The following is a 21,200-nucleotide window of genomic DNA, read 5'->3' as shown; positions in this document are numbered from 1 at the left end:
AGTCTCCCGTCAACGTTGGATGACGGGAGATTTCACATGCGCAAACTCATTTTGATCACGGCCATGGTGCTGGCGTCCGCGACCGCGCAGGCCGGTCCAACGCGAAGCCTGACGCTGGCGTCGAACGATCAGCTGACGGGAGCAGAGCAAGCCAGGCCCGTCGAACAGCAGGCGGTCGAGGCGCCGAAGGCGGTGCAGACGCCGGCCGCCGGCGAAGCGCCTGTTTATGTCGCGCGGCCCGCGGCGATCGGGACGGCGACCGAAGCGTCGAAGCCGGAGACGACAAAACCCGTCGTCGGGAAAGCCACCAGGATGGGAAGCGCAGAAAAGCCGAAGCGCAGGCGCGAATCGACCGAAGCCCGGGTGATCCGGGAGCTCAATCGCCACGGCATCTACTGGTAATACGCCAATCGCAGAATTGCGAAGCGACAAACCCGTTGAGCGCACGCGCGCCGCGGGTTTCCGCTGCCGTGCAGACGTCATCACTCACGCGTGAGCAGGCAGCAAGGCTTTTGAACTAATCGTTACCTGTGAAGCAGTTCACACCCGGATTCTGTAGCCGAGCTAATACCCGTCCATAACCGAACGAGGGAGGCGTCCGTGCCTTCAATAGATGATCAGAGCAGAATGAACCGCACCATCGACCGGTTGGGGATTGTCCGAATCCTCCTTGTCCAGGTCATGGTTCTGCTCGCACTTGCCGGTGCGGCCGTTCGCTACGTCAATTGGTCGTCCGAGGTCGCCTGGCAAGAATTTCTCAGCGCGAGCCGTCCGGCGTTGGCCGGTGCGAGCAGCGAGCCGCAACCGAAGCCTCGGCCGCAGCCTTCGGTGCATACCGTTAAAGGCAAAGCGGCCTGCGCCAAGAAAGTCTGAGCCTCTGCGTCCCGCGGACGGTTATTCCGTCACCGTCTGGATCACGCTGCTGACCGGGCGGCTGGCGACGGCCGGCAGTTTCATGTCCTTGACCAGCAGCGCGTCGTACTCGGCCAGCGTCTCCAGCTGCACCTTGGCTTTCATATGCACGACCTTGTAGCCGCCGTCCTTGAGACGGCGCAGCAGCGCCGGCAAGGCGGTCGCGGTGTGCTTCTGCAGGTCGTGCATCAGGATGATGCCCTTGCCGGCCTTGTCGAGCCTGGTCATCACGGTGTTGACGATCTGGGCGGCGTCCCTGGACTTGTAGTCGAAGGAATCGACGTCGGTGGAGAACATCGCGATGTTGCGCGAGCCGAGATATTCCCTCGAAGCCTGGGTGTGCTGCAGTCCCGGGAAGCGGAAGAACGGCGCCGGTGCGGCGCCGATCGCGAGTTTGATCGCGCTAAAGCCCTTCTCGATCTCTTCCTTGACCTGCGCTTCGGTCAGCTTCTTGCTGTCGAGATGAGCATGCGACCAGGTGTGGGCGCCGACCGTGTGACCGGCGTTGTAGACCTGCTTGAGAATCTCCGGATGATAGGTGGAGTGCTTGCCGACCGGGAAGAACGTGGCCTTGGTGCATTCCTCGGCCAGCGACTTCAGCACCGACGGGGTTGTCGGCCACGGACCGTCGTCGAATGTCAGCACCACTTCCTTCTCGGCGAGAAAGTCGAGCTGCTTGTATTGCTGGAAGCCGAAGCCGGGTCCGCCCGTGGTGTCGGCGACGACGACACGGCTGACGCCGAGCGCATCGGGGTTGGCGCATTTGGCCTGCACCGGTGCGGCAGGCCTGGCGGGAGCCGGCGCTGAAAGCGCCGCCGTGACCTCGACGTCCTCGCGCGGTGCGGCCGGCCTGGCGGCGACGGCAAGCGGCTCGGCCTTCCTGGCATCGACGGTTTGGGGAGGAGCGGCCGCATCTGCTCGGGGTGCAGAGGTCCAGTACCACACGGCGGCGATCACGACAGCCGAAACAACACTCGCCAGCATCAGGCCAAAAGCATTACGCATCGCTACACTTTCCACACAATTCACCACAACCCGTACAGGCGGCATTAATGCAAACGAGGTCTTAACGCCCCACCAACGAAGGCTGGTCCGGCCAAATTATTTTCCGAAGGAAGGAAGGCAAAACCGGGTGGATTTCTCTGTGTGACCGACGTCACAGCGCCGCCGCTATCGTTCAGGCACTGTCCGGTCATCAACAACGGGCCCGCCGAGCCGGGCCAAAGGGAGCCTGCCATGACCGCCTACCTGACCAGGACCATCCGCCAAGCCGGTATCGTGCTGGCCTTCGCGGTTTCTTTTTCCGCACTGTCGGCGACCCAGAGCTTCGCCTACAGCTCCGAAGCCCGGCAGATGTGCACCGGCGACGCTTTCCGGCTCTGCAGCGACGAGATCCCGAACATCTCGAAGATCACCGCCTGCATGATGAAGAAGCGCGCCAGCCTGAGCACCGGCTGCCGGGCCGTGATGGACCGCGACCTGGCGCAGAAATCGAACAAGGTCGCCGCTCAGTAATCTTCTCCTCGTCATTCCGGGTCTGGTCCTTCGGACCACCCCGGAATGACAGGCCCGCAAAGACATTGCGGCGCCGGTTGGAGCGCATTAGAACGCGCCTGGTTCATGACCGGGTAGGCGTAATAACAATGACCAGATTTCTTTGCATCATTCCGCTAGTTCTGATGGCCTCCGCGGCGTCCGCGCAGCAGGCGGGACAGGACGTCTGCGCGCGCGACGCCTCGCGTTTTTGCCGGGCCTATCTTGCTGAAGGCGATCAGGTCGTGCTGGCCTGCCTGAAGCAAAACCGTGCCAGGCTCAGCAAGGCATGCCAGGCCCTGCTGACCAGGCACGGGCAATAGCCCACGATTACGTGCCGCTGCCCGCGGCCGTCGTCACCGGCAACACCTCGCCCGTGGCGCGGTCAGGCGTATCTTCCTTCCAACGTACCGAGCCGAACGGCCGCTCCAGCATGCGGCGTACCCGCACCGGGTCGGGCCCGAGGTGAAAATCCATCGCGCGCTGATGCAGCGCCCGCTCGGATTGGGTGGAGCGGTTGCGCTGACGCAGATAGTCCAGCCAGGTCGGGCAGTGATAGCGTTCGGTCCACAATTCGGGATCGGCGATGTCGCGTGCGATCGACCAGCCATAGGCGCCGTTGCGCTGCCGGCTGAGCTGCACTTCCTGCATCACATTATGGAAGGCGCGGGCGCTTTCCTGATCGACGCGGTACTCGATCTCGACCACCAGCGGTCCGCTGCGGCCGGTCAGCGACAGCCGCACCTCGGGGTCGGCCAGTACCTCCGCATCCTCGTTGCGCGCGCCCACCGGCGGCATCCGCAGCCACAGGCCGAGCAGGGGTGAAACCAGCATCATGCCAGCGGAAACCAGCAGCGCGGTCTGCACGCCGGCCTGGTCGGTCAGGTAGCCCCAGCCCCAGCTGCCGATCGCGATGCCGCCGGCGATCGAGGCCTGGAACGCCGCCAGCGAGCGGCCGGCGACCCAACGCGGTGCCGAGAGCTGGACGCCGATGTTGAACAGTGCCACCGCTGCCATCCAGACCGCGCCGGCCACCACCAGTGCCGCCGCCGTCAGCACCGGCTGCCGGCTCAATGCCACCGCCACCAGGGCGCCCGCCATCGAAATCGTGCAGGCGCGGATCGCGGCCTCGCCGCTCATTTGCTTGCGCAAGGTGCCGATGTTGAGCGCGCCGATCACCGCGCCCATGCCGAAAGCGCCGAGCATGATGCCGTAGGTCTGCGCGCCGCCGTCCAGGAGATCGCGGGCGATCAGCGGCATCAGCGCCATCACCGACCCGCCGATGATGCCGGTCACCAGGGTGCGCGTCAGCACGATGCGGATCGAAGGCGAATTGGCGATGTAGCGCACGCCCGACACCATGGCGCGGTTGAGCCGTTCGCGCGGCAGCCGTGACGGCTCGCTGTTGCGGCGCCAGAGAAACAGCACGATCAACAGCGGAATATAAAGCAGCGCATTGGCGGCGAAGGCGGCGACCGCGCCTGACGTTGCGACGATGACGCCGCCGATCGCCGGTCCAAAGCTCCGCGCGATGTTGTAGCTGATCCCGTTCAGCGCCACGGCGGCCGGCAAATGCTCCGCCGGTACCTGCTCGCTGACCGAGGACTGCCACGCCGGTCCGAACAGCGCCATGCCGCAGCCGACGACGAAACAGAACGCCAGCAGGATATTCGGCGTCACGAGATCATACCATGCCATCAGGGCCAGCGCCGTCGCGCCAGTCAGCGCGATGGCCAGCGAGACCAGCGCCACGACCCGACGGTCATACATGTCGGCGATGGCGCCGGCCGGCATCGAGATCAGCATGATGGGCAGCATCAGCGCGGTCTGCACCAGCGCGACCTTGTCGGCCGACGACGTCATCTGTGTCATCGCCCAGGCGGCGCCGACCCCCTGGATCAGGAGACCGAGATTGGAGAGCAGGCTGGCGAGCCAGATCCGCCGGAACACCGCATGCCGCAGCGGGGCCGCAACGCCATCCCCTGATAACATCGAGCGTTTCGGCGGTTCCTTCATTGACCCTTCCGAGCGGCCTCGCGGCCCCTGATTCCCTGCGTTTTGCAGTGATGCCTGCGAAAGTCCTTGGCTGTCCAGCGTTTAGGCCGCTATCAGCGGTCATATAAGGCGGTTAAAGACTGAAAATCACGGGAGGCCATTTAATGAGCATGTCGCGGCGGATGTTATTGAAGGGCGCCAGCGCCGTTACCCTGGCGACCGGGACCTTCGGCCTTTCGGCCCTCGCGCAGACGGCGACCACCGCTCCGGCGGCGCAGGTTCCGCCGATTTTGTTCGTGCATGGCAATGGCGATCACGCCGCGCTGTGGATCACCACGCTCTGGCGGATGGAATCGAACGGGCTTGCACGCGACCGGATGCTGGCGATCAATTTCACCGATCCGCTGGCGCGATCCGACGATGCGGTGGCGCAGCCCAACCGCTCCTCGACCGAAGACCAGCGCCGCGAACTCGGCGCGGCGATCAAGGAATTGCTACGCCGCACCGGGGCTTCGCGCATCGCATTGGTCGGCAATTCGCGCGGCGGCTATTCGATCCGCAACTACATCAGGAACGGCGGCGGCGCCGATGTCAGCCATGCGGTGCTGTGCGGCGTGCCCAACCACGGCGTGTTCGATTGGGACGATATGCCCGGCAGCGAGTTCAACGGCCGTGGTCCGTTCCTGCGCGGCTTGAACGAGGGCGACAGCGAGGTGACGCCGGGCACCGCGTTCCTGACCTTGCGCAGTGACGGCATCGACAAGTTTGCCCAGCCCGATGGCCGTTTCGTCGGCAAGCCGGGCACGCCGACGGGCATCACCTCGGACGGACCGGCGCTCAAGGGCGCGACCAATCTCGTGCTCGGTGCGGTCGACCACCGCGAGACGGCGTTTCATCCGCGTGCCTTCCGCGAGATCTACAAATTCATCGCCGGCCGCGAACCCAGCCGGATCGCGATTGCGCCGGAAGCCGAAGTCAGACTGAGCGGGCTGGTGACGGGCACGCTGGGCGGCGTTCCAACCAACCGTCCGGTGGCGGGCGCCTCGGTCGACGTGTATCGCGTATTGCCCGAGACCGGCGAACGGATCGGCGGCCCGGTCCATTCGTCGCAGACCGGCGCCGACGGGCGCTGGGGCCCGGCGCAGGTCGATCCCGCCTGGCACCTCGAGATCGTCCTCACTTCGCCCGGCTCGACCACCACGCATCTCTACCGCTCGCCGTTTCCGCGATCCTCCGACATCGTGCATCTGCGCGCCGCGCGCCCGCTGGGGCCTGCCGACGCAGCAGCCGGCGCGGTCGTCATCCTGTCACGGCCGCGCGGATATTTCGGGCTTCCCCGCGACGTGGTGCTGCTCGACGGCAAGGAGCCGGCGGATGTCAAATCCGGGGTGCCGACCGATTCGATCTCGACCTTGCGGCTCCCGGCCGCGGAGGCCGGGCGCGCCGTCGTCGCGCAGTTCAACGAGGAGCGGATCGTCGCCCGGGCCTGGCCGGCCTCCGAAAACAGGATTGCGGTCGTCGAGCTGACTTACTAGCTGTTGGGCGGTGGCCCTGTCCGTGCGCCTTCATGGCGCCCGGATTTGAGGACCTGATGAGCAACGCCCGACGGGTAGATCCGTCCCCGAGAACTGCGAGGCCGTAAGTGAGCATAGCCGAAGCCTGGGACCCGCCGGTCACGCGTGCGCCGCTGGTGCCGCCGGCGCCGCCACGCGCGCCCGACAGCATGACCGCCTTCGGTCGGGTGATGGCGATGCGCAACAGCGCGATCGGCGCCTGGGGTCAGCGCGCTTACGAAGAGGACATCATCCGCGGCCGCCTGTTCGGGCGCTCCAGCTTCATCCTCAACACTCCGGACTCGATTCGGCATGTGCTGGTCGACAATTACGAGAATTATGTGCGGACACCGGCCGCGATCCGTGTGCTGCGTCCGATCCTCGGCGAAGGCCTGCTGATCGCAGAGGGCCGCGCCTGGAAGCATCAGCGCCGGACGCTGGCGCCGGCCTTCACGCCGCGCGCGGTCATGCCGCTCATTCCGCACATGGTGACGGCGACCGATCAGACCATTGCCAAACTGCGGGACGCCAGCAACGCGCCGGTCGATCTGCGCGAGGCGATGCAGCGCATGACGCTCGAGATCGCCGGGCGCACGATGTTCTCGTTCGGCATGGACCGCCATGGTGCGGCGTTGCGCGACTTCGTGATGGAGTATGGCGAGCGGCTGGCGCGGCCGCATGTGTTCGATCTGTTGTTGCCGCTGAGCTGGCCGAGCCCGCAGGATTTCGCCCGCGCCCGCTTCCGCAAGCGCTGGACGCAATTCGTGGCCATGCTGATGGCGGAACGCCGCGCCGCCGGCAAGCACGAAGGCGCGCCGCCGAGCGACCTGTTCGATCTGATGGACGCCGCCCGCGATCCCGAGACCGGCGAGGCCTTTACCGACGAGCAACTCGGCGATCAGGTGGCGACGATGATTCTCGCCGGCCACGAAACCACCGCCACCGCCCTGTTCTGGTCGCTGTATCTGCTGGCGCTCGATCCCGGCACCCAGGACCAGCTGGCCGCCGAGGTGAAGTCCGCGGCCGCGGGCGGCGCGCTCGATTTCGATCGGCTGAAATTTACCCGCGCGGTGATCGATGAAACCATGCGGCTCTATCCGCCGGCATTTCTGATCGCACGGGCAGCCGGAGCGGCCGACAGCATCGGCGGCATGCCGGTGAAGAAGAACGACGTCGTGCTGATCGCGCCGTGGCTGCTGCACCGGCACGAAAAGCTCTGGCGCAATCCCAACGCCTTCATTCCCTCCCGCTTCATGCCGCCGGCGCCGCCGCCCGATCGCTTTGCCTATTTGCCGTTCGGCGTCGGCGCCCGAGTCTGCATCGGCGCGCATTTCGCGCTGGTCGAGGCCACCCTGGCGCTGGCCAGGCTGATCGGCGCGTTCAAGGTCGAACTGATCGACAAGACGCCGGTGATGCCGGTCGGCGTGGTAACGACGCAGCCCGATAGCTCGCCGATGTTCAGGATCACGCCGCGCTAGCCGGCGCGGTCGACCGGAGTGGATATGAGCGACGCCGAGGCCCAGTTCTCCGTACTGAAACAGACCGCCGATCCGGCGGTGGCCGATGCGATTCGCGAGCTGATCGAAGAAGGCGAGGACCACCAGCTCAACCGGATCAACGTGCTGGATTTTTCGGCGCGGAGCGGGCTCGACGAAGAGCGCGTGATCTCCGGCTTCCTGCATGCCTCGCGGCTCGGGCTGTTCGATCTCACCTGGAATGTGCTTTGTCCCGGGTGCGGAGGCGTGCTCGATGCCCACTCGACGCTGAAATCGTTGCGCCATGACGACTATCATTGCGGATTATGCGCCTGCGGATACGAGGCCTCGGTCGATGAACAGGTCGAGGTCGCCTTTACCGTCAGCCCCCGGGTCCGGCGCATCGCGGCACACGACCCGAACACGCTGCCGCTGTGGGAATATTACAAGCAGGTATTCTGGAGTTCCGGCGTCGACTTCAACGAGGCATCGTTCGCGGAGTTGTCGAATGACGTCGTGCTGGACGCGCTCGAATTGCCGGCCGGCGAGAAGGCGGTGTTGTCGCTGCAACTGCCGCCGCAATTCATCATCGTGTTCGAGCCGGTGACGCACTCCGCCCAGTTCATCGACGTCCAGGGCGAGCCGGCCAGGGAGCGCCAGCAACTGTCGCTGCTCTACAACAAGAACGCGACGCCGACCGGCGCAACCGTCACGATGCGTCCCGGTCCCTTGCGGCTTGCGCTCGACAACCAGGCCGGTGTTCGGGTGCTGCCGTCGGTATTCATCGCCGCCGAAGCGCTCCATCATCTGATCGGCAAGCGCAAGCCGTTCCTCACAGCCAAGCGGATGCTGACCAACCAGACCTTTCGCGACGTCTTCAAGGCCGACAATCTCCATGTCGACCAGCGGCTCAAGATCACCTCGCTGACGTTCCTGTTCACCGACCTCAAGGGCTCGACCGCGCTGTACGAGCGGGTCGGCGACCTCGCCGCGTTTGATCTGGTGCGCGCGCATTTTCATGCGCTGCTGGGGATCATTTCCTCTGAGAAGGGCGCCGTGGTGAAGACGATCGGCGACGCCGTGATGGCGACCTTCATCAGGCCGGAGCACGCGATCGTCGCGGGCTTGCGGATGCGCGCCGCCATGGACGAACTCAATGCCGAGCGCGGCACCCGGGATCTGGTGGTCAAGATCGGTATCCATGAAGGGCCATGCCTTGCCGTCATGCTGAACGAGCGGCAGGATTATTTCGGGCAGACCGTCAACATCGCCGCCCGGGTCCAGAGCCTGTCGACCGCGCAGGAAATGCACATCACCGGGCCGGTCAATGATGCGCCGGCGGTGGCGGCCATTCTGCGCCGGGAAGCGATCACGCCGATCCAGAAACAGGCGGCGTTGCGTGGCATCGCCGACAAGATCGTGGTGTACGAAATACCCTGAGCGGCCTCCAGAGATTGCCTAATCGTAATGCAGGGCGGGAACCGGCGTGGATTGCGCGGGTTGGTTTTCCGACCATATATTTGGAATAGCCGCTTGCGGCGACTGGCCCCGGATAACCCCCCTGGATTTCGGTAGGAAGACGAATGCTGGACGGACTGCGCCAATTCATTGCTGACGTTGTTTCTCCCACCGCGCTGGCGGATCGGGCGTTCGACGATACCGGGTATCGTCTGGCGGCGACGGCGCTGCTGGTTCACGTCATTTCGATCGACGGCGAGCCGACCGAAGCGGAAAAGCGCAAGCTCCACAGTCTGATCGAAAGCCGCTTCGGGCTCGATCGCGGCGCGGCGGATCATCTGATCGCATCTGCCACGCTGGTCGAGGGCGAGGCGGTCGATCTCTATCATTTCACCAGCGTCATCATGCGGACGGTGGACGAGGAAGGCCGGCTCCGCATCGTCGAAATGATGTGGGAACTGGTTTACGCCGACGGCCAGGTCAGCGAGTTCGAGGACAATGTGGTCTGGCGCGCAGCGGATCTACTGGCCGTATCCTCGCGCGACCGTGTCGATCTCAAGCACCGTGTCGCTGCACGGCGGCGCGCGGCCGTCGCGGGCGGCGCGGATGTCGCGGACGCTGCCCCCTGACGCGCGGCTGGCGAAGGTTGATGCATCCGGCTGGGTGGGCGTGGGGCCGCGGAAAAACTGCACCTCACTTCCCAGTATTGTGTCTTTGAAAGTGCCGATATGCTTGCAGATGGCTTGCATCTCCCCTCAGGCTTGTGCTCTCGTCCGGGTGTTAGCCGCATATCCCGCCATAGATTAAGAGCATTGAATCGTGACCGAGCGTGTGACGCTGATTACCGGTGCCTCGGCCGGCATAGGCACCGAGCTGGCGCGCGTTTTCGCATTGAACGGCCACCGCGTCGTGCTGGTCGCGCGGCGCGCGGATCGCCTGGCGCAGCTGGCTGACGAAATCGTCGCCGCTGGCGGCGCCGTGCCGATCGTGATTTCCTGCGATCTCGAGCAGCCCGATGCCGGCGACAGGATTGCCGCGATTCTGGCCGCCGAAGGCGTCGAGGTCGAATACGTCGTCAACAATGCGGGCTTCGGCATGTTCGGCAGGGCGATCGTGCGAGACCGCGCCGAGCAGCTCGGCATGATCGCCGTCAATATCCGGGCGCTCACCGAACTGTCGTTGCGGTTTTCCGACGCCCTGATCCTGCATCGCGGCGGCATCCTCAACGTCGCTTCGATTGCCGGCTTCCTGCCCGGTCCCGGCATGGCCGTCTATTACGCCTCCAAGGCCTATGTGCTCTCATTCACCGAGGCGTTGCGGGCCGAACTGGCGCCGCGTGGCGTGCGGGTCACGGCGCTCTGTCCGGGCCCCGTACCGTCTGAATTCCAGGCCCGGGCCGGTTTCCTGCCCGGACTCGATTCGGCGATCCTGAATGTCTCCCCGGCCGACGTCGCCCAGGCCGGCTATCGCGGTCTGATGGCCAACAAGCGGGCGGTGATTCCCGGCCTCGGCGTCAAGGTCGTGCCCTTCCTGCTCCGGCTGTTTCCGCGCGGGTTCATCCTGGCGGCCGTCGGCCGGTTGCAGCTGAAGCGCTGAGAAACCGCGTCGCGCGCCGTTCTGGCCCGCAATTTGCTTATATTTCCCGTGAACTTACCTGAAATTAACGGCGACTTAGGTATGACTCTGGCCTGATGGCCGCCGAACAGAAAAAGTCGATGCTTCAGTCGGATCAAATCCTGGACCAGGCAAGCTTGGGCAAACAAATCCCCGGCGAAAATGTGCTGCGCTTCCGCGGTGGAGCGGCAGCGTCCTCCGCGTCGTCGTCGGCCGGATCCCTGCTGCCGGTGCTGGTCGTCCTGCACCAGGAGTGCTCGACGCCGGGCCGGGTCGGCAATGTGCTGCGGGCGCGCGGTCACCGTCTGGATATCAGGCGTCCGCGGTTTGGCGATGCCCTGCCGGAAACCCTCGATGACCATGCCGGCGCGGTGATCTTCGGCGGGCCGATGAGCGCCAATGACCCCGATGAATTCGTCCGCCGGGAAATCGACTGGATTTCGGTTCCGCTGCGGGAGCAGCGGCCGTTTCTGGGCATTTGCCTGGGCGCACAGATGCTCGCCATGCAACTCGGCGCGCGGGTCTCGCCGCATCCGGAAGGCCGCGCGGAGGTCGGGTACTATCCGATCCGCCCCACGCAGGCGGGGCTGGCGCTCTGCCCGCACTGGCCGGATCATGTCTACCATTGGCACCGCGAAGGATTCGAACTCCCTGCCGGCGCCGAATTGCTGGCAGAGGGCGGCGACTTCCCGATCCAGGCGTTTCAGTCGGGCCACGCGTTCGGCTTCCAGTTTCATCCCGATGTGACCTACGCGATGATGCATCGCTGGACCACGCGCGGCTACGACCGGCTGGACGCCCCGGGCGCGCGGGCACGCCACCATCATTTCGAAGATCGCGCGCTGCATGACGTGACCGAGCGCGCCTGGTTGAAGGCATTTCTCGACGACTGGCTGACGCGCATGCCGCGCTCGGTGATGTCGGAAGCCGCCGAATAGCGCGGCAAAACAACGCCGCGATATTCCGTGCGGCGGTCCTCGAGTCCGTTCCTGTAACCTTTCCAAATCCTCAGATGTGCTAGTGTCGGCGCCTCAAGCCCGCGCTCAATCAGCGGGCATCGGGAGGCGGCATGACCGGCGACGACTTCGCTGCGCTATTGGACGACTTCACGCGGTCGGCGGAATCCGGCGACGGCGCGCGCTTCGCAAGGCATTTCACCGAAGACGGCATCTATTACGATTATATCTACGGCGCCCATCAGGGCCGCGCCGACATTGCCCACATGATGCAGGATCTGTTTCACCGCGATGCCGCCGACTATCGCTGGGAGATGTTCGATCCCGTGTTCGACGGCAGGCAAGGCTATGCCTGGTCGCTGTCGAGCTTCACGTCGAAGATCGAGCAGTTCAAGGGCCAGCGCGTCGTGATCGACGGCATGAGCCGTTTTCTGGTCCGCGATGGCCTGATTGCCGAGTATCGCGAATCCGTCAATGGCGGCGTCGCCATGGCGCAGCTCGGAGTCGAGCCCGACCGGATGGCAAAGGTTTTCAAGCGCTGGACCGGCTGGCTCAAGGATCGGCCGGAAACCATCGATTATCTGGCGCGGCCAACAGGCTCGCGCGCAAGAAAGGGAGATCTGTAGATATGTCTCAGCAACAACGCGCGGTCGTGAGCGATCCGGTGACCTATCAGCACATCCTCTACGAGGTGAGCGACAAGATCGCGACCATCACCTTGAACCGGCCCGACCGCATGAATGCGTGGACGCCGATCATGGAGCGCGACGTGCGCCACGCCATGGAGACTGCTGCGGCCGACGACGATGTCCGCGTCATCGTGCTGACCGGTGCCGGGCGGGCGTTCTGCGCCGGCGCCGATATGGATGCGCTGAAAGGGCTAGATCCCGACGACATCAAGCGGGCCCAGAGCCTGCCGCCGTTCGACATGAACCGGCGGCCGGACTGGCAGAGCCGCTACGGCTATTACCCGTCGATCGCAAAACCCGTGATCGGCATGCTGAACGGCGCCACCGCGGGCATCGGTCTGGTGCACGCGCTGTACTGCGACCTGCGCTTTGCCGCCGACAACACCGTGTTCACGACAGCGTTCTCGCGCCGCGGGCTGATCGCGGAGCATGGCATCAGCTGGATGCTGCCGCGTATCGTCGGCCATGCCAATGCGCTGGATCTCCTGATGTCCGCGCGCCGGGTGCAAAGTGACGAGGCGTTGCGCATCGGTCTGGTCAACCGGCTGTACCCGCCCGACCAGCTGCGCGAGCAGACCTACGCCTATGCCCGCGATCTCGCCGATTTCGTCTCGCCGAGCGCGATCGCCGTCATCAAGCGGCAGCTCTACGACGTGCCGTTCCAGACCCTGGCCGAGGCCACCATCGACGCCAACCGCGAAATGGTTGTCGCACTGCGCGGCAGCGATTTCCGCGAAGGCGTCGCGAGCTTCATGGAGAAGCGCCCGCCGAGGTTCACGGGGGAGTAGAGGAAAAGCACGGGCATCGGCAGCCCGTCTTCGCCCGGAGTGGGCTACGCCGGGCACCACGCTTCGCCATTCAGGCCCTTGCGTGGCTGCGCCACGCGTAGCCCGAAGGGCGAAGCGTGGTGGAGCCAGGCGGGATCGAACCGCCGACCTCGTCATTGCGAACGACGCGCTCTCCCAGCTGAGCTATGGCCCCATCGCGACCGGCCGAAAGGGTGAGTTCCGGCGGCCCGCAATTGGCGCCATTTACAATCCGCGCCAAGGGCAAGTCAAGAACGGTGAAATCGCTGATTTTCGGGAGTTTTTGCCGGGAACTTCCCTTGTTTGCGAGGGTAGGAACCGATATCTAGCAGGCAGCAAACCCCGCGAGTTCATCCCCCATGCGAGCCGTTCTCGACATCATCATTATTGTTCTCGATCTCTATGTCTGGCTGCTGATCGCGTCCGCCATCCTGTCCTGGCTGATTGCCTTCAACGTCGTGAACACGCGCAACCAATTCGTGGCGGCGGTGGCCGAGTTCCTGTACCGAATCACCGAACCGGTACTGGCGCCGATCCGGCGGTTCATGCCGAGTCTCGGCGGCCTCGATATCTCGCCGATCATCCTGATCCTGATCATCATGTTCATCCAGCGGGTGATTGCCTACTACATCTATCCCAACGTGGTCTGATCGCGACGGTAGTGGATGTTCCATGGACCCTTGGCGCTATTCCACCGAGGGCGTCAGCATCGCAATGCGCGTCACGCCGCGCGGCGGCCGCGATGACATCGACGGCGTCGAGACGCTGGCCAATGGCCGCAACGTGGTCAAGGTTCGGGTCCGCGCCATCGCCGAGGGCGGCGAGGCCAACCGCGCGGTGACGGAGTTGCTCGCCAGGGTGCTCGGGGTGCCCAAGCGGTGCGTCAGGGTCCTGTCGGGAACGACGTCCCGACACAAACAGATTGCCGTCGACGGCGATCCGGCGAAACTCGGCGAAGCCCTGCGAAAACTGACCGCGGCGAAGCCCGACTGATCTACCGGAAGGATCGAGATGACAGCCCGCATCATCGACGGAAAAGCCATTGCGTCGGAGCTTCGCGCCCGTGTCGCCGACGAGGTGGCGCGGCTGCAGCGTGCGCACGGGCTGACGCCCGGCCTCGCGGTGGTGCTGGTCGGCAGCGACCCCGCCAGCCAGGTCTATGTCCGCAGCAAGCACAAGCAGACCCAGGCCGCCGGCATGGCGTCGTTCGAGCACGTGCTGCCGGCCGACGTCGCGCAGATCGAATTGCTGGCGCTGATCGGCAAGCTCAATCGCGATTCCAGCGTGCACGGCATCCTGGTGCAGCTGCCGTTGCCGAAATCGCTCGATACCGAAGCCATCATCAACGCCATCGATCCCGCCAAGGATGTCGACGGGCTGCATCCGAACAATGCCGGCCGCCTCGCTGGCGGGTTGCCGGCGTTGTCGCCCTGCACGCCGCTCGGCTGCATCCTCCTGAGCAAGAGCGTGCACGCCTCGCTCGAGGGCATGAACGCCATCGTGATCGGCCGCTCCAATCTGGTCGGCCGTCCGCTGGTGCAGTTGCTGCTCAACGAAAACGCCACGGTGACGATCGCCCATTCGCGCTCGCGCGATCTGGCGCAACTCTGCGTCCGCGCCGACCTGGTTTATGCCGCCGTCGGCAGGCCGGAGATGGTGCGCGCCGACTGGATCAAGCCCGGCGCCACTGTAATCGACGTCGGTATCAACCGGCTGCCGGGGCCTGACGGCAAGGACCGGCTGGTCGGCGACGTCGCCTTTCAGGAAGTATCCGAGGTCGCCGGCGCGATCACGCCGGTGCCCGGCGGCGTCGGCCAGATGACGGTGGCGTGCCTGCTGGTCAACACCCTGCGCGCGGCCTGCGCGATTCACGGGCTTGCGAAGCCGGCGGTGTGACCCCCGTCATTCCGTGGCGCCTCGAAGAGGCTAACCCGGAATCCAGAGGTAGTGTCGCTCGAGATTCCGGGTTCGATGCGTTGCATCGCCCCGGAATGACGATTGTGTCGTCACCCCGCGCTGTTCTCGATCAGCCGTCGATAGAACCGGATCATGTCGGCATAGCCCTCGACGCTCAGTCGCTCGTTGGTGCCGTGAAACCGCTTTAGATCCTCCGACGTCGCGCGCACCGGCGAGAAGCGGAAAATGGTGTCGGTCACGCCGGTGAAGTGGCGCGAGTCGGTCGCGGCCACCATCAGGCCGGGGGCGACGATCACGTCGGGAAAAACCTCCCGGATGGTGCGGTTGAGCATGCGGTAGGACGGACCCGCGGTGCCGGTCACCGGCGGTGGATCGGTGTTGCCGGGAAACGGCGCGACGGCGATGCGTTCATTGCCGACGGTGGCGCGGACATGGTCGATCACGCTGGCCTGGGTGTCGCCGGGGATCAGGCGGAAGTTGACGGTCGCAGCCGCGTTGCCGGGCAATACGTTATCCTTGTCGCCGGCGTTGAAGATCGTCAGCGCCGTGGTGGTGCGGGTCATCGCCTCGGTGGGGCCGGTCTTTTCGAATTCGCGCAGCAACAGCGGCTTGAACAGCCAGAGGTTCGACAGCACGACCCGGTTGAAGCCGCTCATTTCCGGCGCCAGGGTGTCGAACATTTCCGAGACGGTGCCGCGAATCTGCATCGGCAGGCGATGGTCTTCCAGCCGCGCCAGCGCGGCGCTCATCATGCCGATCGCGGTCTGGCGCGGCGGCATCGAGGAATGGCCGGGCGTCGCCTGCGCGGTCAGCACCAGCGTCGCATAGCCCTTCTCAGCGACGCCGATCAGCGCCGCGGGCCTGTCGAGGCCCTTCAGGATGCCGTCGGTGATCAGCAGGCCTTCGTCGAGCAGGAAGTCGAGTTTGATGCCGCGCGAGGCCAGCGTGGCGGCGATGGCCTTTGCACCCCTGGTGCCGGCCACTTCCTCGTCATGGCCGAACGCGAAGTAGACGGTTCGTTTCGGGGCAAAGCCCTGCTTGGCCATCTGCTCGGCCGCTTCCAGCATTGCATAGAGGTTGCCCTTGTCGTCCCACGATCCGCGGCCCCAGATGAAGCCGTCGGCAATGACGCCGTCGAACGGCGGGTGCTGCCAGTCCTTCTCGGTGCCCGGCGCCACCGGCACCACGTCCTGATGCGCCAGCAGCGCGATCGGCGCCGCCCTGGGATCGGTGCCCTGCCACGTGTAGAGCAGGCTGTGGTCGCCGATCAGTTCGCGCCTGGCCGCGGCATGAAACGCCGGAAAGCTCTTTTCAATATGCGTCCGCAGTCCGCGCAGCGCCTCGGCACCCTGCTCCGGATTGAGAAAATTGGAGATGGTCTGAAAGCGGATCGCTTCGGAGAGCCGCGTTGTTGCAGCCTGGTCGACCGGCGCGCGCGGCACCGCCGCGACCTCGATCTGCCGCGAGCCATGCGAAAATACATTGAACAGCAGCACGCCCGCGAGGAGGACGATGGCTGCGATCAGGAGCAGCAGGATATTGCGGATTATTCTGATGAGCCGGCGCATGGGCGATCTCCACTCCTCGTTCCCCGGACGCTGCGCAGCGCGAAAGGAACGCGAGAACCTACTTCGCGTTCGCCCGGGCTCGCTCCATGCCTTCGATGATCAGCCGGTGCGCGTCGGCGGCGTCGCCCCAGCGCACCACCTTGACCCATTTGCCGGGCTCCAGATCCTTGTAATGCTCGAAGAAGTGCTGGATCTGCTGCAGCGTGATGTCCGGCAGGTCGCTGTAGGTCTTCACCTTGTCGTAGCGCTGGGTCAGTTTCGAGGACGGCACCGCGATGATCTTTTCGTCGCCGCCGGCCTCGTCTTCCATCAGGAGCACGCCGACCGGCCGCACGCTCATGACCGCGCCGGGGACGATGGCGCGGGTGTTGGCCACCAGCACATCGCAGGGGTCGCCGTCGCCCGACAGCGTATGCGGGATGAAGCCGTAATTGCCGGGATAGCGCATGGCGGTATAGAGAAACCGGTCGACCACGAGCGTGCCGGCGTCCTTGTCCATCTCGTATTTGATCGGCTCGCCGCCGACGGGAACTTCGATGATGACGTTGACGATACGCGGCGGGTCGATTCCGAGCGAGATGGCGTCAATGCGCATGAAGGGCTCCGCGTGGGTGAGACGTCAGCTCATGGTTAGGACGCGACGCCGGCCGAAGCCAGCCTCGATTTGTCTCACACGTCCGGGGAAGCTCAGTTGGTCCAGGCGAAGGCGACCTTGTCGAGCGACTTCGCCCCGAACTTCTCCGAGGAGCGCGCAACCATGCGGCCGCCGAGCGCGCGATAAAACTCCGTCGCCGGATCGTTGTCGGAGAGAGCCCAGATCACCATGCTCTTCAGCCCGCTCTGCAACAGGTCGCGGCGCGCCGCAGTGAACAGCCGGCGGCCGAAGCCGAGACCCTGAAACTCCGGACGCAAATAGAGTTCGTATATCTCGCCTTCGAAGTGAAGACTGCGGGCGCGGTTGCGACCGTAATTGGCGTAGCCCGCGACCTTGTCGCCGAACACCAGCACGCTGACGCGGCTGCCCTTGCGGATCGCGCTGTCCCACCATTGCGGGCCGCGGCGGTTGATCAGCTTCTCCAGCTCGGCGCCGGGGATGATGCCCTGATAGGCCGAACGCCAGGCTTCGTCATGGGTGGACGCCACCGCGGCTGCATCCGCAGCTTTGGCCGGTCGAACCTCGATCAGGGTTGTGCTCATGTCGCTATCCAAGCAAGTCAGCGCGTCCGCTTCAAGGTCTATCGTTAATTATCGGTTAACCTGTGGATTTTTTGCATCAGTCACGGCGGCGGTTGTATCGAAAAAGGACAGAAGCCCTCGGGAACGCCACCTGTTGGGTGGATTTGACGCTGCGAATGATTCCTAACGGCCCGTTCTGACGTCCACGCTCACGAAAATGCCGCGGATTTGATTCGTCGCGGGTATTCTGTTCCGCAATCCGGGCTGTCCCCCTGGCCCGCGTCAGGCAAATTCATGCGAGCGCTCAAGGCCTGTTTCTTCCTGGTTGTGCTCGGAGCGGTCTGTAGCCAGAACGCGCTCGCGCAAGTCAGCCTTGGCGCAAAAGGCGCGGAAGCCGAGCCGCATCGCAGGCAGCAATGGCTGGTGCCCGCGCCGACCATCGATGGCGCAGCGCGCGCGCTGCTGTTTCGTCCGCCCGGCGACGGGCCGTTTCGGCTGGCGGTGATTGCACATGCCTCGACGCAGAACGCCCTGCGTCGCGCCCAGATGCCGCAACCCGAATATCGCGCGCTGGCCGGCCGGCTGGTGGCGCGCGGTTTTGCCGTGCTGGTGCCGGAACGTCCCGGTCATGGCGCCACCGGCGGACGCTATCTGGAGGATCAGGGCGGCTGCGACAACGCCGACTATGCGCGCGCGGGGCGCGCCACCGCGGATGCGATCGCGGCGGCGGCGGGCTTTATGCGCAAGCAGCCCTTCATACGGCCGGACGGGCTGGTGATTGTCGGGCACTCCGCCGGCGGCTGGGGTGCGCTGGCGCTGGCCGGCGGGAATCCGAAAGACGTCTCCGCCATCATTGCCTTTGCGCCCGGTCGCGGCGGCCATGCCGACGACCAGCCGAACAGGGTTTGCGCGCCGCATATGCTGATGGTGGCGGCCGCCGAGTTCGGCAGGGCCGCGCGCGTGCCGGTGACATGGCTGGTGGCGGCGAACGATACTTATTTCTCGCCCGATCTGTCGCGCCGAATGGCGGCGGCGTTTCGCGGCAGCGGCGGCAAAGCCGGCTTCCACGTGCTGGCGCCATCCGGCAGCGAGGGGCACTGGCTGGCGGAGTCCGAAGCCGGCGTCGAAATCGCAGGTCCCGAACTGAATCGGGCGCTCAAGTCGCTCGCACCGGCCGCGGCGAAAAAGTGATGACCTGGTATTTCATGCTCAAATACCTGCACGTGCTCGGCGCCATCGTGATTCTCGGCACCGGAACCGGCATCGCCTTCTTCATGCTGATGGCCCACCGCAGCGGCGATCCCGCCTTCATCGCGCGCACGGCTTCCACCGTCGTGATCGCCGATATGCTGTTCACGGCGTCGGCGGTGCTGCTGCAGCCCGTCACCGGAGCACTGTTGATGCTGCTGTCCGCGACCTCCTATGCCGAGCCGTGGCTGGCCGGTTCGCTCGGGCTCTACGCGGTGGCCGGGCTGTTCTGGATTCCCGTGATCTTCATGCAGGTCGAAATGCGCGATCTGGCGCGGGCCGCCGAGGCGCGGGACGAGCCGCTGCCGCCGCGTTACCACACGCTGTTTCGCCGCTGGTTCCTGTTCGGCATTCCCGGGTTCGGTTCGGTCATGCTGATTCTCTGGCTGATGATAGCCAAGCCGCAATTCTAGAGGTGCCGGCATGAGCGAGACGCAAAAAATCCTGGTGCTCGGCGCCTCCGGCCTGATCGGGCGGTTCGTCACCGACGATCTGCGGATCCGGGGCTTTGAGGTGACCGGGATCGCGCGGCGGTACGCAGCCTCGCAGATCGCCGGCCCATTCGATCTGGAAATGCCTGTCATGTCGATGGACACGGCCGCGCTGACGCATCTGATCCGCGATCACGGCATCGACCTCGTCGTCAATTGCCTTGGCGTGCTGCAGGACGGCCCCGGCAGCGACACCGGCGCGGTGCATCGCGATTTCGTCGAGCGCTTGCTGCGCGCGATCCGCGCCAGCCGCCGGGCGATCCGTCTGGTCCAGGTATCGATTCCCGGCGCCGCCGACGAGGATCGCACGGCGTTCAGCCAGACCAAGCGCGAGGCCGAACGGCTGATCGCGGTGTTCGGCATCCCCTATGCGATCCTGCGGCCGGGTTTCGTCATCGCGCCGTCGGCCTATGGTGGCAGCGCCATGTTGCGCGCGCTGGCGGCGTTTCCGGTCGATCTGCCCGCGGCCGAATCGGATGTGCCGTTTCAGCCGGTCGCGGCCGGGGACATCGCCGCCACCATCGCCTGGCTCGCCGGCCGCGATATCCGTAGTGAGCCGGCGAACGCCGAGGCGAATAACGTGACCTGGGACCTGATGGTGCCGCAGCCGGTCACGCTCGGCGGTGTCGTCGACCAGTTCCGTCGTTCGTTCGGGACCGCCGGCACGAAGCGCATTGCGTTGCCGGGAATTCTGCTCGATTTGGGCGCCAGGCTCGGCGATCTCGCCAGCCTGCTCGGCTGGATGCCGCCGATGCGAACGACCGCGATCGCCGAATTGCGTCGCGGCGTGTCCGGCGATCCCTCGGCCTGGATGCAAGCCACCGGCATCGTGCCGGAAGCCCTGGCGCAGGCGGTTGGGCAGCGCGGCGCCACCATCCAGGACAAATGGTTTGCGCGGCTGTTCCTGATCAAGGCGCTGGTGATCGCGAGCCTCGTGGTGTTCTGGATCGTGTCGGGCTTCATCGCGCTGGTGGTGTCCTATGATGCCGCCGCCGCCATCCTGCGCTCGCACGGATTTCCCCCGGCGCTGGTGGCGCCCGTCACGGTTCTCACCAGCCTGATGGATATGACGATCGGCGTCCTGATCGCATTCAGGCGCAGTTGCGCCGCCGGTTTGATCGCCGGCATCGTCGCCTCGGTCGGCTACATGGCCGGGGCGGCGATCCTGACGCCGGACCTGTGGATCGAGCCGCTCGGCGCGCTGGTCAAGACCGGGCCGGCCATCGTGCTGATGGGAGTGGCGCTGCTGACGCTGGATAACAGATGAGCCAATGGCCGGACGACGATATCATCCTCTATGACGGCGTCTGCGTCTTCTGCTCGCGCTGGGTCCGCTTCGTCGCCGCGCGCGACGTCGAAAAGCGGTTCCGCTTTACCGCGATCCAGTCCGGTTACGGCACCCGGATGGCGCAGGCCTTTGGAATCAACCCGGATGATCCCGACACCAACGCGGTGGTCCATGGCGGTGAGGTACACTTCAAATCCGACGCCGCGCTGACGGTACTGTCGAATCTGCCGGGATGGCACTGGGTACGCGTGTTGGGCGCGCTGCCCAAGCCGCTGCGCGACGCGGCGTACGGCCTCGTCGCGCGCAATCGCTACCGGATTTTCGGCAAGTATGAGGCGTGCTTCGTGCCGGATGCGCAGATGCGGGCGAGGGTGATCGAGTAGGGCACGCAGGCTCATCCATCGTCATTGCGAGCGTAGCGAAGCAATCCATCCGTGCAACGGAAAGAAAGAATGGATTGCTTCGTTGCTTCGCTCCTCGCAATGACGGCTAGGTTTTCGCAAGTGCCTCCTTCGCCGCCC

Annotated in this window: 24 protein-coding genes and 1 tRNA gene; 19 read left to right on the top strand and 6 right to left on the bottom strand. The window is 65.3% G+C overall.

Features of this window, described 5'->3' with window-relative positions:
- Positions 1–36: 36 nt before the first annotated feature.
- Together Q8R73_RS23280 and Q8R73_RS23275 are read left to right on the top strand one after the other, a co-directional pair.
- Positions 37–402 (top strand): hypothetical protein, encoded by a 366-nt coding sequence (locus Q8R73_RS23280; RefSeq protein WP_305721895.1) that lies wholly within the window; start codon positions 37–39, stop codon positions 400–402.
- Between the two features lie 225 nt (positions 403–627).
- Positions 628–873 carry a hypothetical protein gene (locus tag Q8R73_RS23275; RefSeq protein ID WP_305721894.1) on the top strand — a complete coding sequence of 82 codons (246 nt, stop codon included), beginning with the start codon at positions 628–630 and terminating at the stop codon, positions 871–873.
- Positions 874–894: 21 nt separating this feature from the next.
- Here the strand turns inward: Q8R73_RS23275 and Q8R73_RS23270 are convergent, their stop codons facing one another.
- Positions 895–1,917: a polysaccharide deacetylase family protein gene (locus tag Q8R73_RS23270; RefSeq protein WP_305721893.1), complete on the bottom strand. Its 1,023-nt coding sequence runs from the start codon at positions 1,915–1,917 to the stop codon at positions 895–897.
- Between the two features lie 231 nt (positions 1,918–2,148).
- On the opposite strand from Q8R73_RS23270, the gene Q8R73_RS23265 reads away from it, so the two are divergent.
- Together Q8R73_RS23265 and Q8R73_RS23260 are read left to right on the top strand one after the other, a co-directional pair.
- Positions 2,149–2,427 carry a hypothetical protein gene (locus tag Q8R73_RS23265; protein WP_305721892.1) on the top strand — a complete coding sequence of 93 codons (279 nt, stop codon included), beginning with the start codon at positions 2,149–2,151 and terminating at the stop codon, positions 2,425–2,427.
- A gap of 128 nt (positions 2,428–2,555) precedes the next feature.
- Positions 2,556–2,768 carry a hypothetical protein gene (locus Q8R73_RS23260; RefSeq protein ID WP_305721891.1) on the top strand — a complete coding sequence of 71 codons (213 nt, stop codon included), beginning with the start codon at positions 2,556–2,558 and terminating at the stop codon, positions 2,766–2,768.
- Positions 2,769–2,775: 7 nt separating this feature from the next.
- Here the strand turns inward: Q8R73_RS23260 and Q8R73_RS23255 are convergent, their stop codons facing one another.
- On the bottom strand, positions 2,776–4,461 hold the full coding sequence (locus tag Q8R73_RS23255; RefSeq protein ID WP_305721890.1) for an MFS transporter: 1,686 nt from the start codon (positions 4,459–4,461) through the stop codon (positions 2,776–2,778).
- Between the two features lie 143 nt (positions 4,462–4,604).
- Between Q8R73_RS23255 and Q8R73_RS23250 the strand changes: the two genes are divergently transcribed.
- The 8 genes from Q8R73_RS23250 (at position 4,605) to Q8R73_RS23215 (ending at position 12,973) form a co-directional block, all read left to right on the top strand.
- The gene (locus Q8R73_RS23250; RefSeq protein WP_305721889.1) at positions 4,605–5,975 is read left to right on the top strand and encodes a hydrolase; all 1,371 of its coding nucleotides are present in this window, start codon (positions 4,605–4,607) and stop codon (positions 5,973–5,975) included.
- Positions 5,976–6,082: 107 nt separating this feature from the next.
- Positions 6,083–7,471, top strand: coding sequence for a cytochrome P450 (locus tag Q8R73_RS23245; RefSeq protein WP_305721888.1), 1,389 nt, complete (start codon positions 6,083–6,085; stop codon positions 7,469–7,471).
- Positions 7,472–7,495: 24 nt separating this feature from the next.
- On the top strand, positions 7,496–8,908 hold the full coding sequence (locus Q8R73_RS23240) for an adenylate/guanylate cyclase domain-containing protein (RefSeq protein ID WP_305721887.1): 1,413 nt from the start codon (positions 7,496–7,498) through the stop codon (positions 8,906–8,908).
- Between the two features lie 143 nt (positions 8,909–9,051).
- The gene (locus Q8R73_RS23235; protein WP_305721886.1) at positions 9,052–9,555 is read left to right on the top strand and encodes a TerB family tellurite resistance protein; all 504 of its coding nucleotides are present in this window, start codon (positions 9,052–9,054) and stop codon (positions 9,553–9,555) included.
- A 190-nt stretch (positions 9,556–9,745) separates the two neighbouring features.
- A complete protein-coding gene (locus Q8R73_RS23230) occupies positions 9,746–10,522 on the top strand; it encodes an SDR family oxidoreductase (protein WP_305721885.1) in 777 nt (258 codons plus the stop codon).
- Positions 10,523–10,677: 155 nt separating this feature from the next.
- A complete protein-coding gene (locus Q8R73_RS23225; protein ID WP_371126156.1) occupies positions 10,678–11,478 on the top strand; it encodes a glutamine amidotransferase in 801 nt (266 codons plus the stop codon).
- 131 nt (positions 11,479–11,609) lie between these two features.
- Positions 11,610–12,122 (top strand): nuclear transport factor 2 family protein, encoded by a 513-nt coding sequence (locus Q8R73_RS23220; RefSeq protein WP_305721884.1) that lies wholly within the window; start codon positions 11,610–11,612, stop codon positions 12,120–12,122.
- A gap of 38 nt (positions 12,123–12,160) precedes the next feature.
- Positions 12,161–12,973 (top strand): enoyl-CoA hydratase, encoded by an 813-nt coding sequence (locus Q8R73_RS23215; protein WP_305721938.1) that lies wholly within the window; start codon positions 12,161–12,163, stop codon positions 12,971–12,973.
- Positions 12,974–13,090: 117 nt separating this feature from the next.
- On the opposite strand, the gene Q8R73_RS23210 is transcribed toward Q8R73_RS23215, so the two are convergent.
- Positions 13,091–13,166 (bottom strand) — tRNA-Ala (locus Q8R73_RS23210).
- Positions 13,167–13,350: 184 nt separating this feature from the next.
- Between Q8R73_RS23210 and Q8R73_RS23205 the strand changes: the two genes are divergently transcribed.
- Genes Q8R73_RS23205 through folD form a run of 3 tightly spaced genes read left to right on the top strand, consistent with a single transcriptional unit; the run spans position 13,351 to position 14,887 of the window.
- On the top strand, positions 13,351–13,641 hold the full coding sequence (locus Q8R73_RS23205) for a YggT family protein (RefSeq protein ID WP_305721883.1): 291 nt from the start codon (positions 13,351–13,353) through the stop codon (positions 13,639–13,641).
- Between the two features lie 22 nt (positions 13,642–13,663).
- A complete protein-coding gene (locus Q8R73_RS23200; RefSeq protein WP_305721882.1) occupies positions 13,664–13,984 on the top strand; it encodes a DUF167 domain-containing protein in 321 nt (106 codons plus the stop codon).
- 18 nt (positions 13,985–14,002) lie between these two features.
- The gene (gene folD, locus Q8R73_RS23195) at positions 14,003–14,887 is read left to right on the top strand and encodes a bifunctional methylenetetrahydrofolate dehydrogenase/methenyltetrahydrofolate cyclohydrolase FolD (protein ID WP_305721881.1); all 885 of its coding nucleotides are present in this window, start codon (positions 14,003–14,005) and stop codon (positions 14,885–14,887) included.
- A 110-nt stretch (positions 14,888–14,997) separates the two neighbouring features.
- Here the strand turns inward: folD and Q8R73_RS23190 are convergent, their stop codons facing one another.
- The 3 genes from Q8R73_RS23190 to Q8R73_RS23180 all read right to left on the bottom strand — a co-directional run bounded on the left by Q8R73_RS23190 (position 14,998) and on the right by Q8R73_RS23180 (position 17,673).
- The gene (locus Q8R73_RS23190) at positions 14,998–16,476 is read right to left on the bottom strand and encodes a M20 family peptidase (RefSeq protein WP_305721880.1); all 1,479 of its coding nucleotides are present in this window, start codon (positions 16,474–16,476) and stop codon (positions 14,998–15,000) included.
- Between the two features lie 58 nt (positions 16,477–16,534).
- Positions 16,535–17,071 carry an inorganic diphosphatase gene (gene ppa / locus Q8R73_RS23185; RefSeq protein ID WP_305721879.1) on the bottom strand — a complete coding sequence of 179 codons (537 nt, stop codon included), beginning with the start codon at positions 17,069–17,071 and terminating at the stop codon, positions 16,535–16,537.
- A 92-nt stretch (positions 17,072–17,163) separates the two neighbouring features.
- On the bottom strand, positions 17,164–17,673 hold the full coding sequence (locus Q8R73_RS23180; protein WP_100384899.1) for a GNAT family N-acetyltransferase: 510 nt from the start codon (positions 17,671–17,673) through the stop codon (positions 17,164–17,166).
- A gap of 273 nt (positions 17,674–17,946) precedes the next feature.
- On the opposite strand from Q8R73_RS23180, the gene Q8R73_RS23175 reads away from it, so the two are divergent.
- The 4 genes from Q8R73_RS23175 to Q8R73_RS23160 are packed head-to-tail and all read left to right on the top strand — an operon-like array spanning position 17,947 to position 21,062.
- Entirely contained in the window at positions 17,947–18,843 is an 897-nt protein-coding gene (locus tag Q8R73_RS23175) for a S9 family peptidase (RefSeq protein ID WP_305721878.1), read from the top strand.
- The gene (locus tag Q8R73_RS23170; protein ID WP_305721877.1) at positions 18,843–19,313 is read left to right on the top strand and encodes a DUF2269 domain-containing protein; all 471 of its coding nucleotides are present in this window, start codon (positions 18,843–18,845) and stop codon (positions 19,311–19,313) included. Before Q8R73_RS23175 ends, Q8R73_RS23170 begins: the two co-directional genes overlap by 1 nt.
- 10 nt (positions 19,314–19,323) lie before the next feature.
- Positions 19,324–20,658 (top strand): SDR family oxidoreductase, encoded by a 1,335-nt coding sequence (locus Q8R73_RS23165; protein ID WP_305721876.1) that lies wholly within the window; start codon positions 19,324–19,326, stop codon positions 20,656–20,658.
- Complete coding sequence (locus Q8R73_RS23160; RefSeq protein WP_305721875.1) at positions 20,655–21,062, top strand: thiol-disulfide oxidoreductase DCC family protein; 408 nt, start codon at positions 20,655–20,657, stop codon at positions 21,060–21,062. Before Q8R73_RS23165 ends, Q8R73_RS23160 begins: the two co-directional genes overlap by 4 nt.
- The last annotated feature ends 138 nt before the right edge of the window (positions 21,063–21,200 follow it).

The organism is Bradyrhizobium sp. (assembly GCF_030697065.1).
GTDB lineage: Bacteria > Pseudomonadota > Alphaproteobacteria > Rhizobiales > Xanthobacteraceae > Bradyrhizobium.
Note: the sequence above shows the minus strand (reverse complement) of the source record. Positions and strands in the feature narration are given on the sequence as shown.

Excerpts from the sequence above, each read along its gene's own strand:
- Q8R73_RS23280 (WP_305721895.1), top strand. The coding sequence starts at position 37 with ATGCGCAAACTCATTTTGATCACGGCCATGGTGCTGGCGTCCGCGACC.
- Q8R73_RS23275 (WP_305721894.1), top strand. The coding sequence starts at position 628 with ATGAACCGCACCATCGACCGGTTGGGGATTGTCCGAATCCTCCTTGTC.
- Q8R73_RS23270 (WP_305721893.1), bottom strand. The coding sequence starts at position 1,917 with ATGCGTAATGCTTTTGGCCTGATGCTGGCGAGTGTTGTTTCGGCTGTC.
- Q8R73_RS23265 (WP_305721892.1), top strand. The coding sequence starts at position 2,149 with ATGACCGCCTACCTGACCAGGACCATCCGCCAAGCCGGTATCGTGCTG.
- Q8R73_RS23260 (WP_305721891.1), top strand. The coding sequence starts at position 2,556 with ATGACCAGATTTCTTTGCATCATTCCGCTAGTTCTGATGGCCTCCGCG.
- Q8R73_RS23255 (WP_305721890.1), bottom strand. The coding sequence starts at position 4,461 with ATGAAGGAACCGCCGAAACGCTCGATGTTATCAGGGGATGGCGTTGCG.
- Q8R73_RS23250 (WP_305721889.1), top strand. The coding sequence starts at position 4,605 with ATGAGCATGTCGCGGCGGATGTTATTGAAGGGCGCCAGCGCCGTTACC.
- Q8R73_RS23240 (WP_305721887.1), top strand. The coding sequence starts at position 7,496 with ATGAGCGACGCCGAGGCCCAGTTCTCCGTACTGAAACAGACCGCCGAT.
- Q8R73_RS23235 (WP_305721886.1), top strand. The coding sequence starts at position 9,052 with ATGCTGGACGGACTGCGCCAATTCATTGCTGACGTTGTTTCTCCCACC.
- Q8R73_RS23220 (WP_305721884.1), top strand. The coding sequence starts at position 11,610 with ATGACCGGCGACGACTTCGCTGCGCTATTGGACGACTTCACGCGGTCG.
- Q8R73_RS23205 (WP_305721883.1), top strand. The coding sequence starts at position 13,351 with ATGCGAGCCGTTCTCGACATCATCATTATTGTTCTCGATCTCTATGTC.
- Q8R73_RS23200 (WP_305721882.1), top strand. The coding sequence starts at position 13,664 with ATGGACCCTTGGCGCTATTCCACCGAGGGCGTCAGCATCGCAATGCGC.
- folD (WP_305721881.1), top strand. The coding sequence starts at position 14,003 with ATGACAGCCCGCATCATCGACGGAAAAGCCATTGCGTCGGAGCTTCGC.
- Q8R73_RS23190 (WP_305721880.1), bottom strand. The coding sequence starts at position 16,476 with ATGCGCCGGCTCATCAGAATAATCCGCAATATCCTGCTGCTCCTGATC.
- ppa (WP_305721879.1), bottom strand. The coding sequence starts at position 17,071 with ATGCGCATTGACGCCATCTCGCTCGGAATCGACCCGCCGCGTATCGTC.
- Q8R73_RS23180 (WP_100384899.1), bottom strand. The coding sequence starts at position 17,673 with ATGAGCACAACCCTGATCGAGGTTCGACCGGCCAAAGCTGCGGATGCA.
- Q8R73_RS23175 (WP_305721878.1), top strand. The coding sequence starts at position 17,947 with ATGCGAGCGCTCAAGGCCTGTTTCTTCCTGGTTGTGCTCGGAGCGGTC.
- Q8R73_RS23170 (WP_305721877.1), top strand. The coding sequence starts at position 18,843 with ATGACCTGGTATTTCATGCTCAAATACCTGCACGTGCTCGGCGCCATC.
- Q8R73_RS23165 (WP_305721876.1), top strand. The coding sequence starts at position 19,324 with ATGAGCGAGACGCAAAAAATCCTGGTGCTCGGCGCCTCCGGCCTGATC.
- Q8R73_RS23160 (WP_305721875.1), top strand. The coding sequence starts at position 20,655 with ATGAGCCAATGGCCGGACGACGATATCATCCTCTATGACGGCGTCTGC.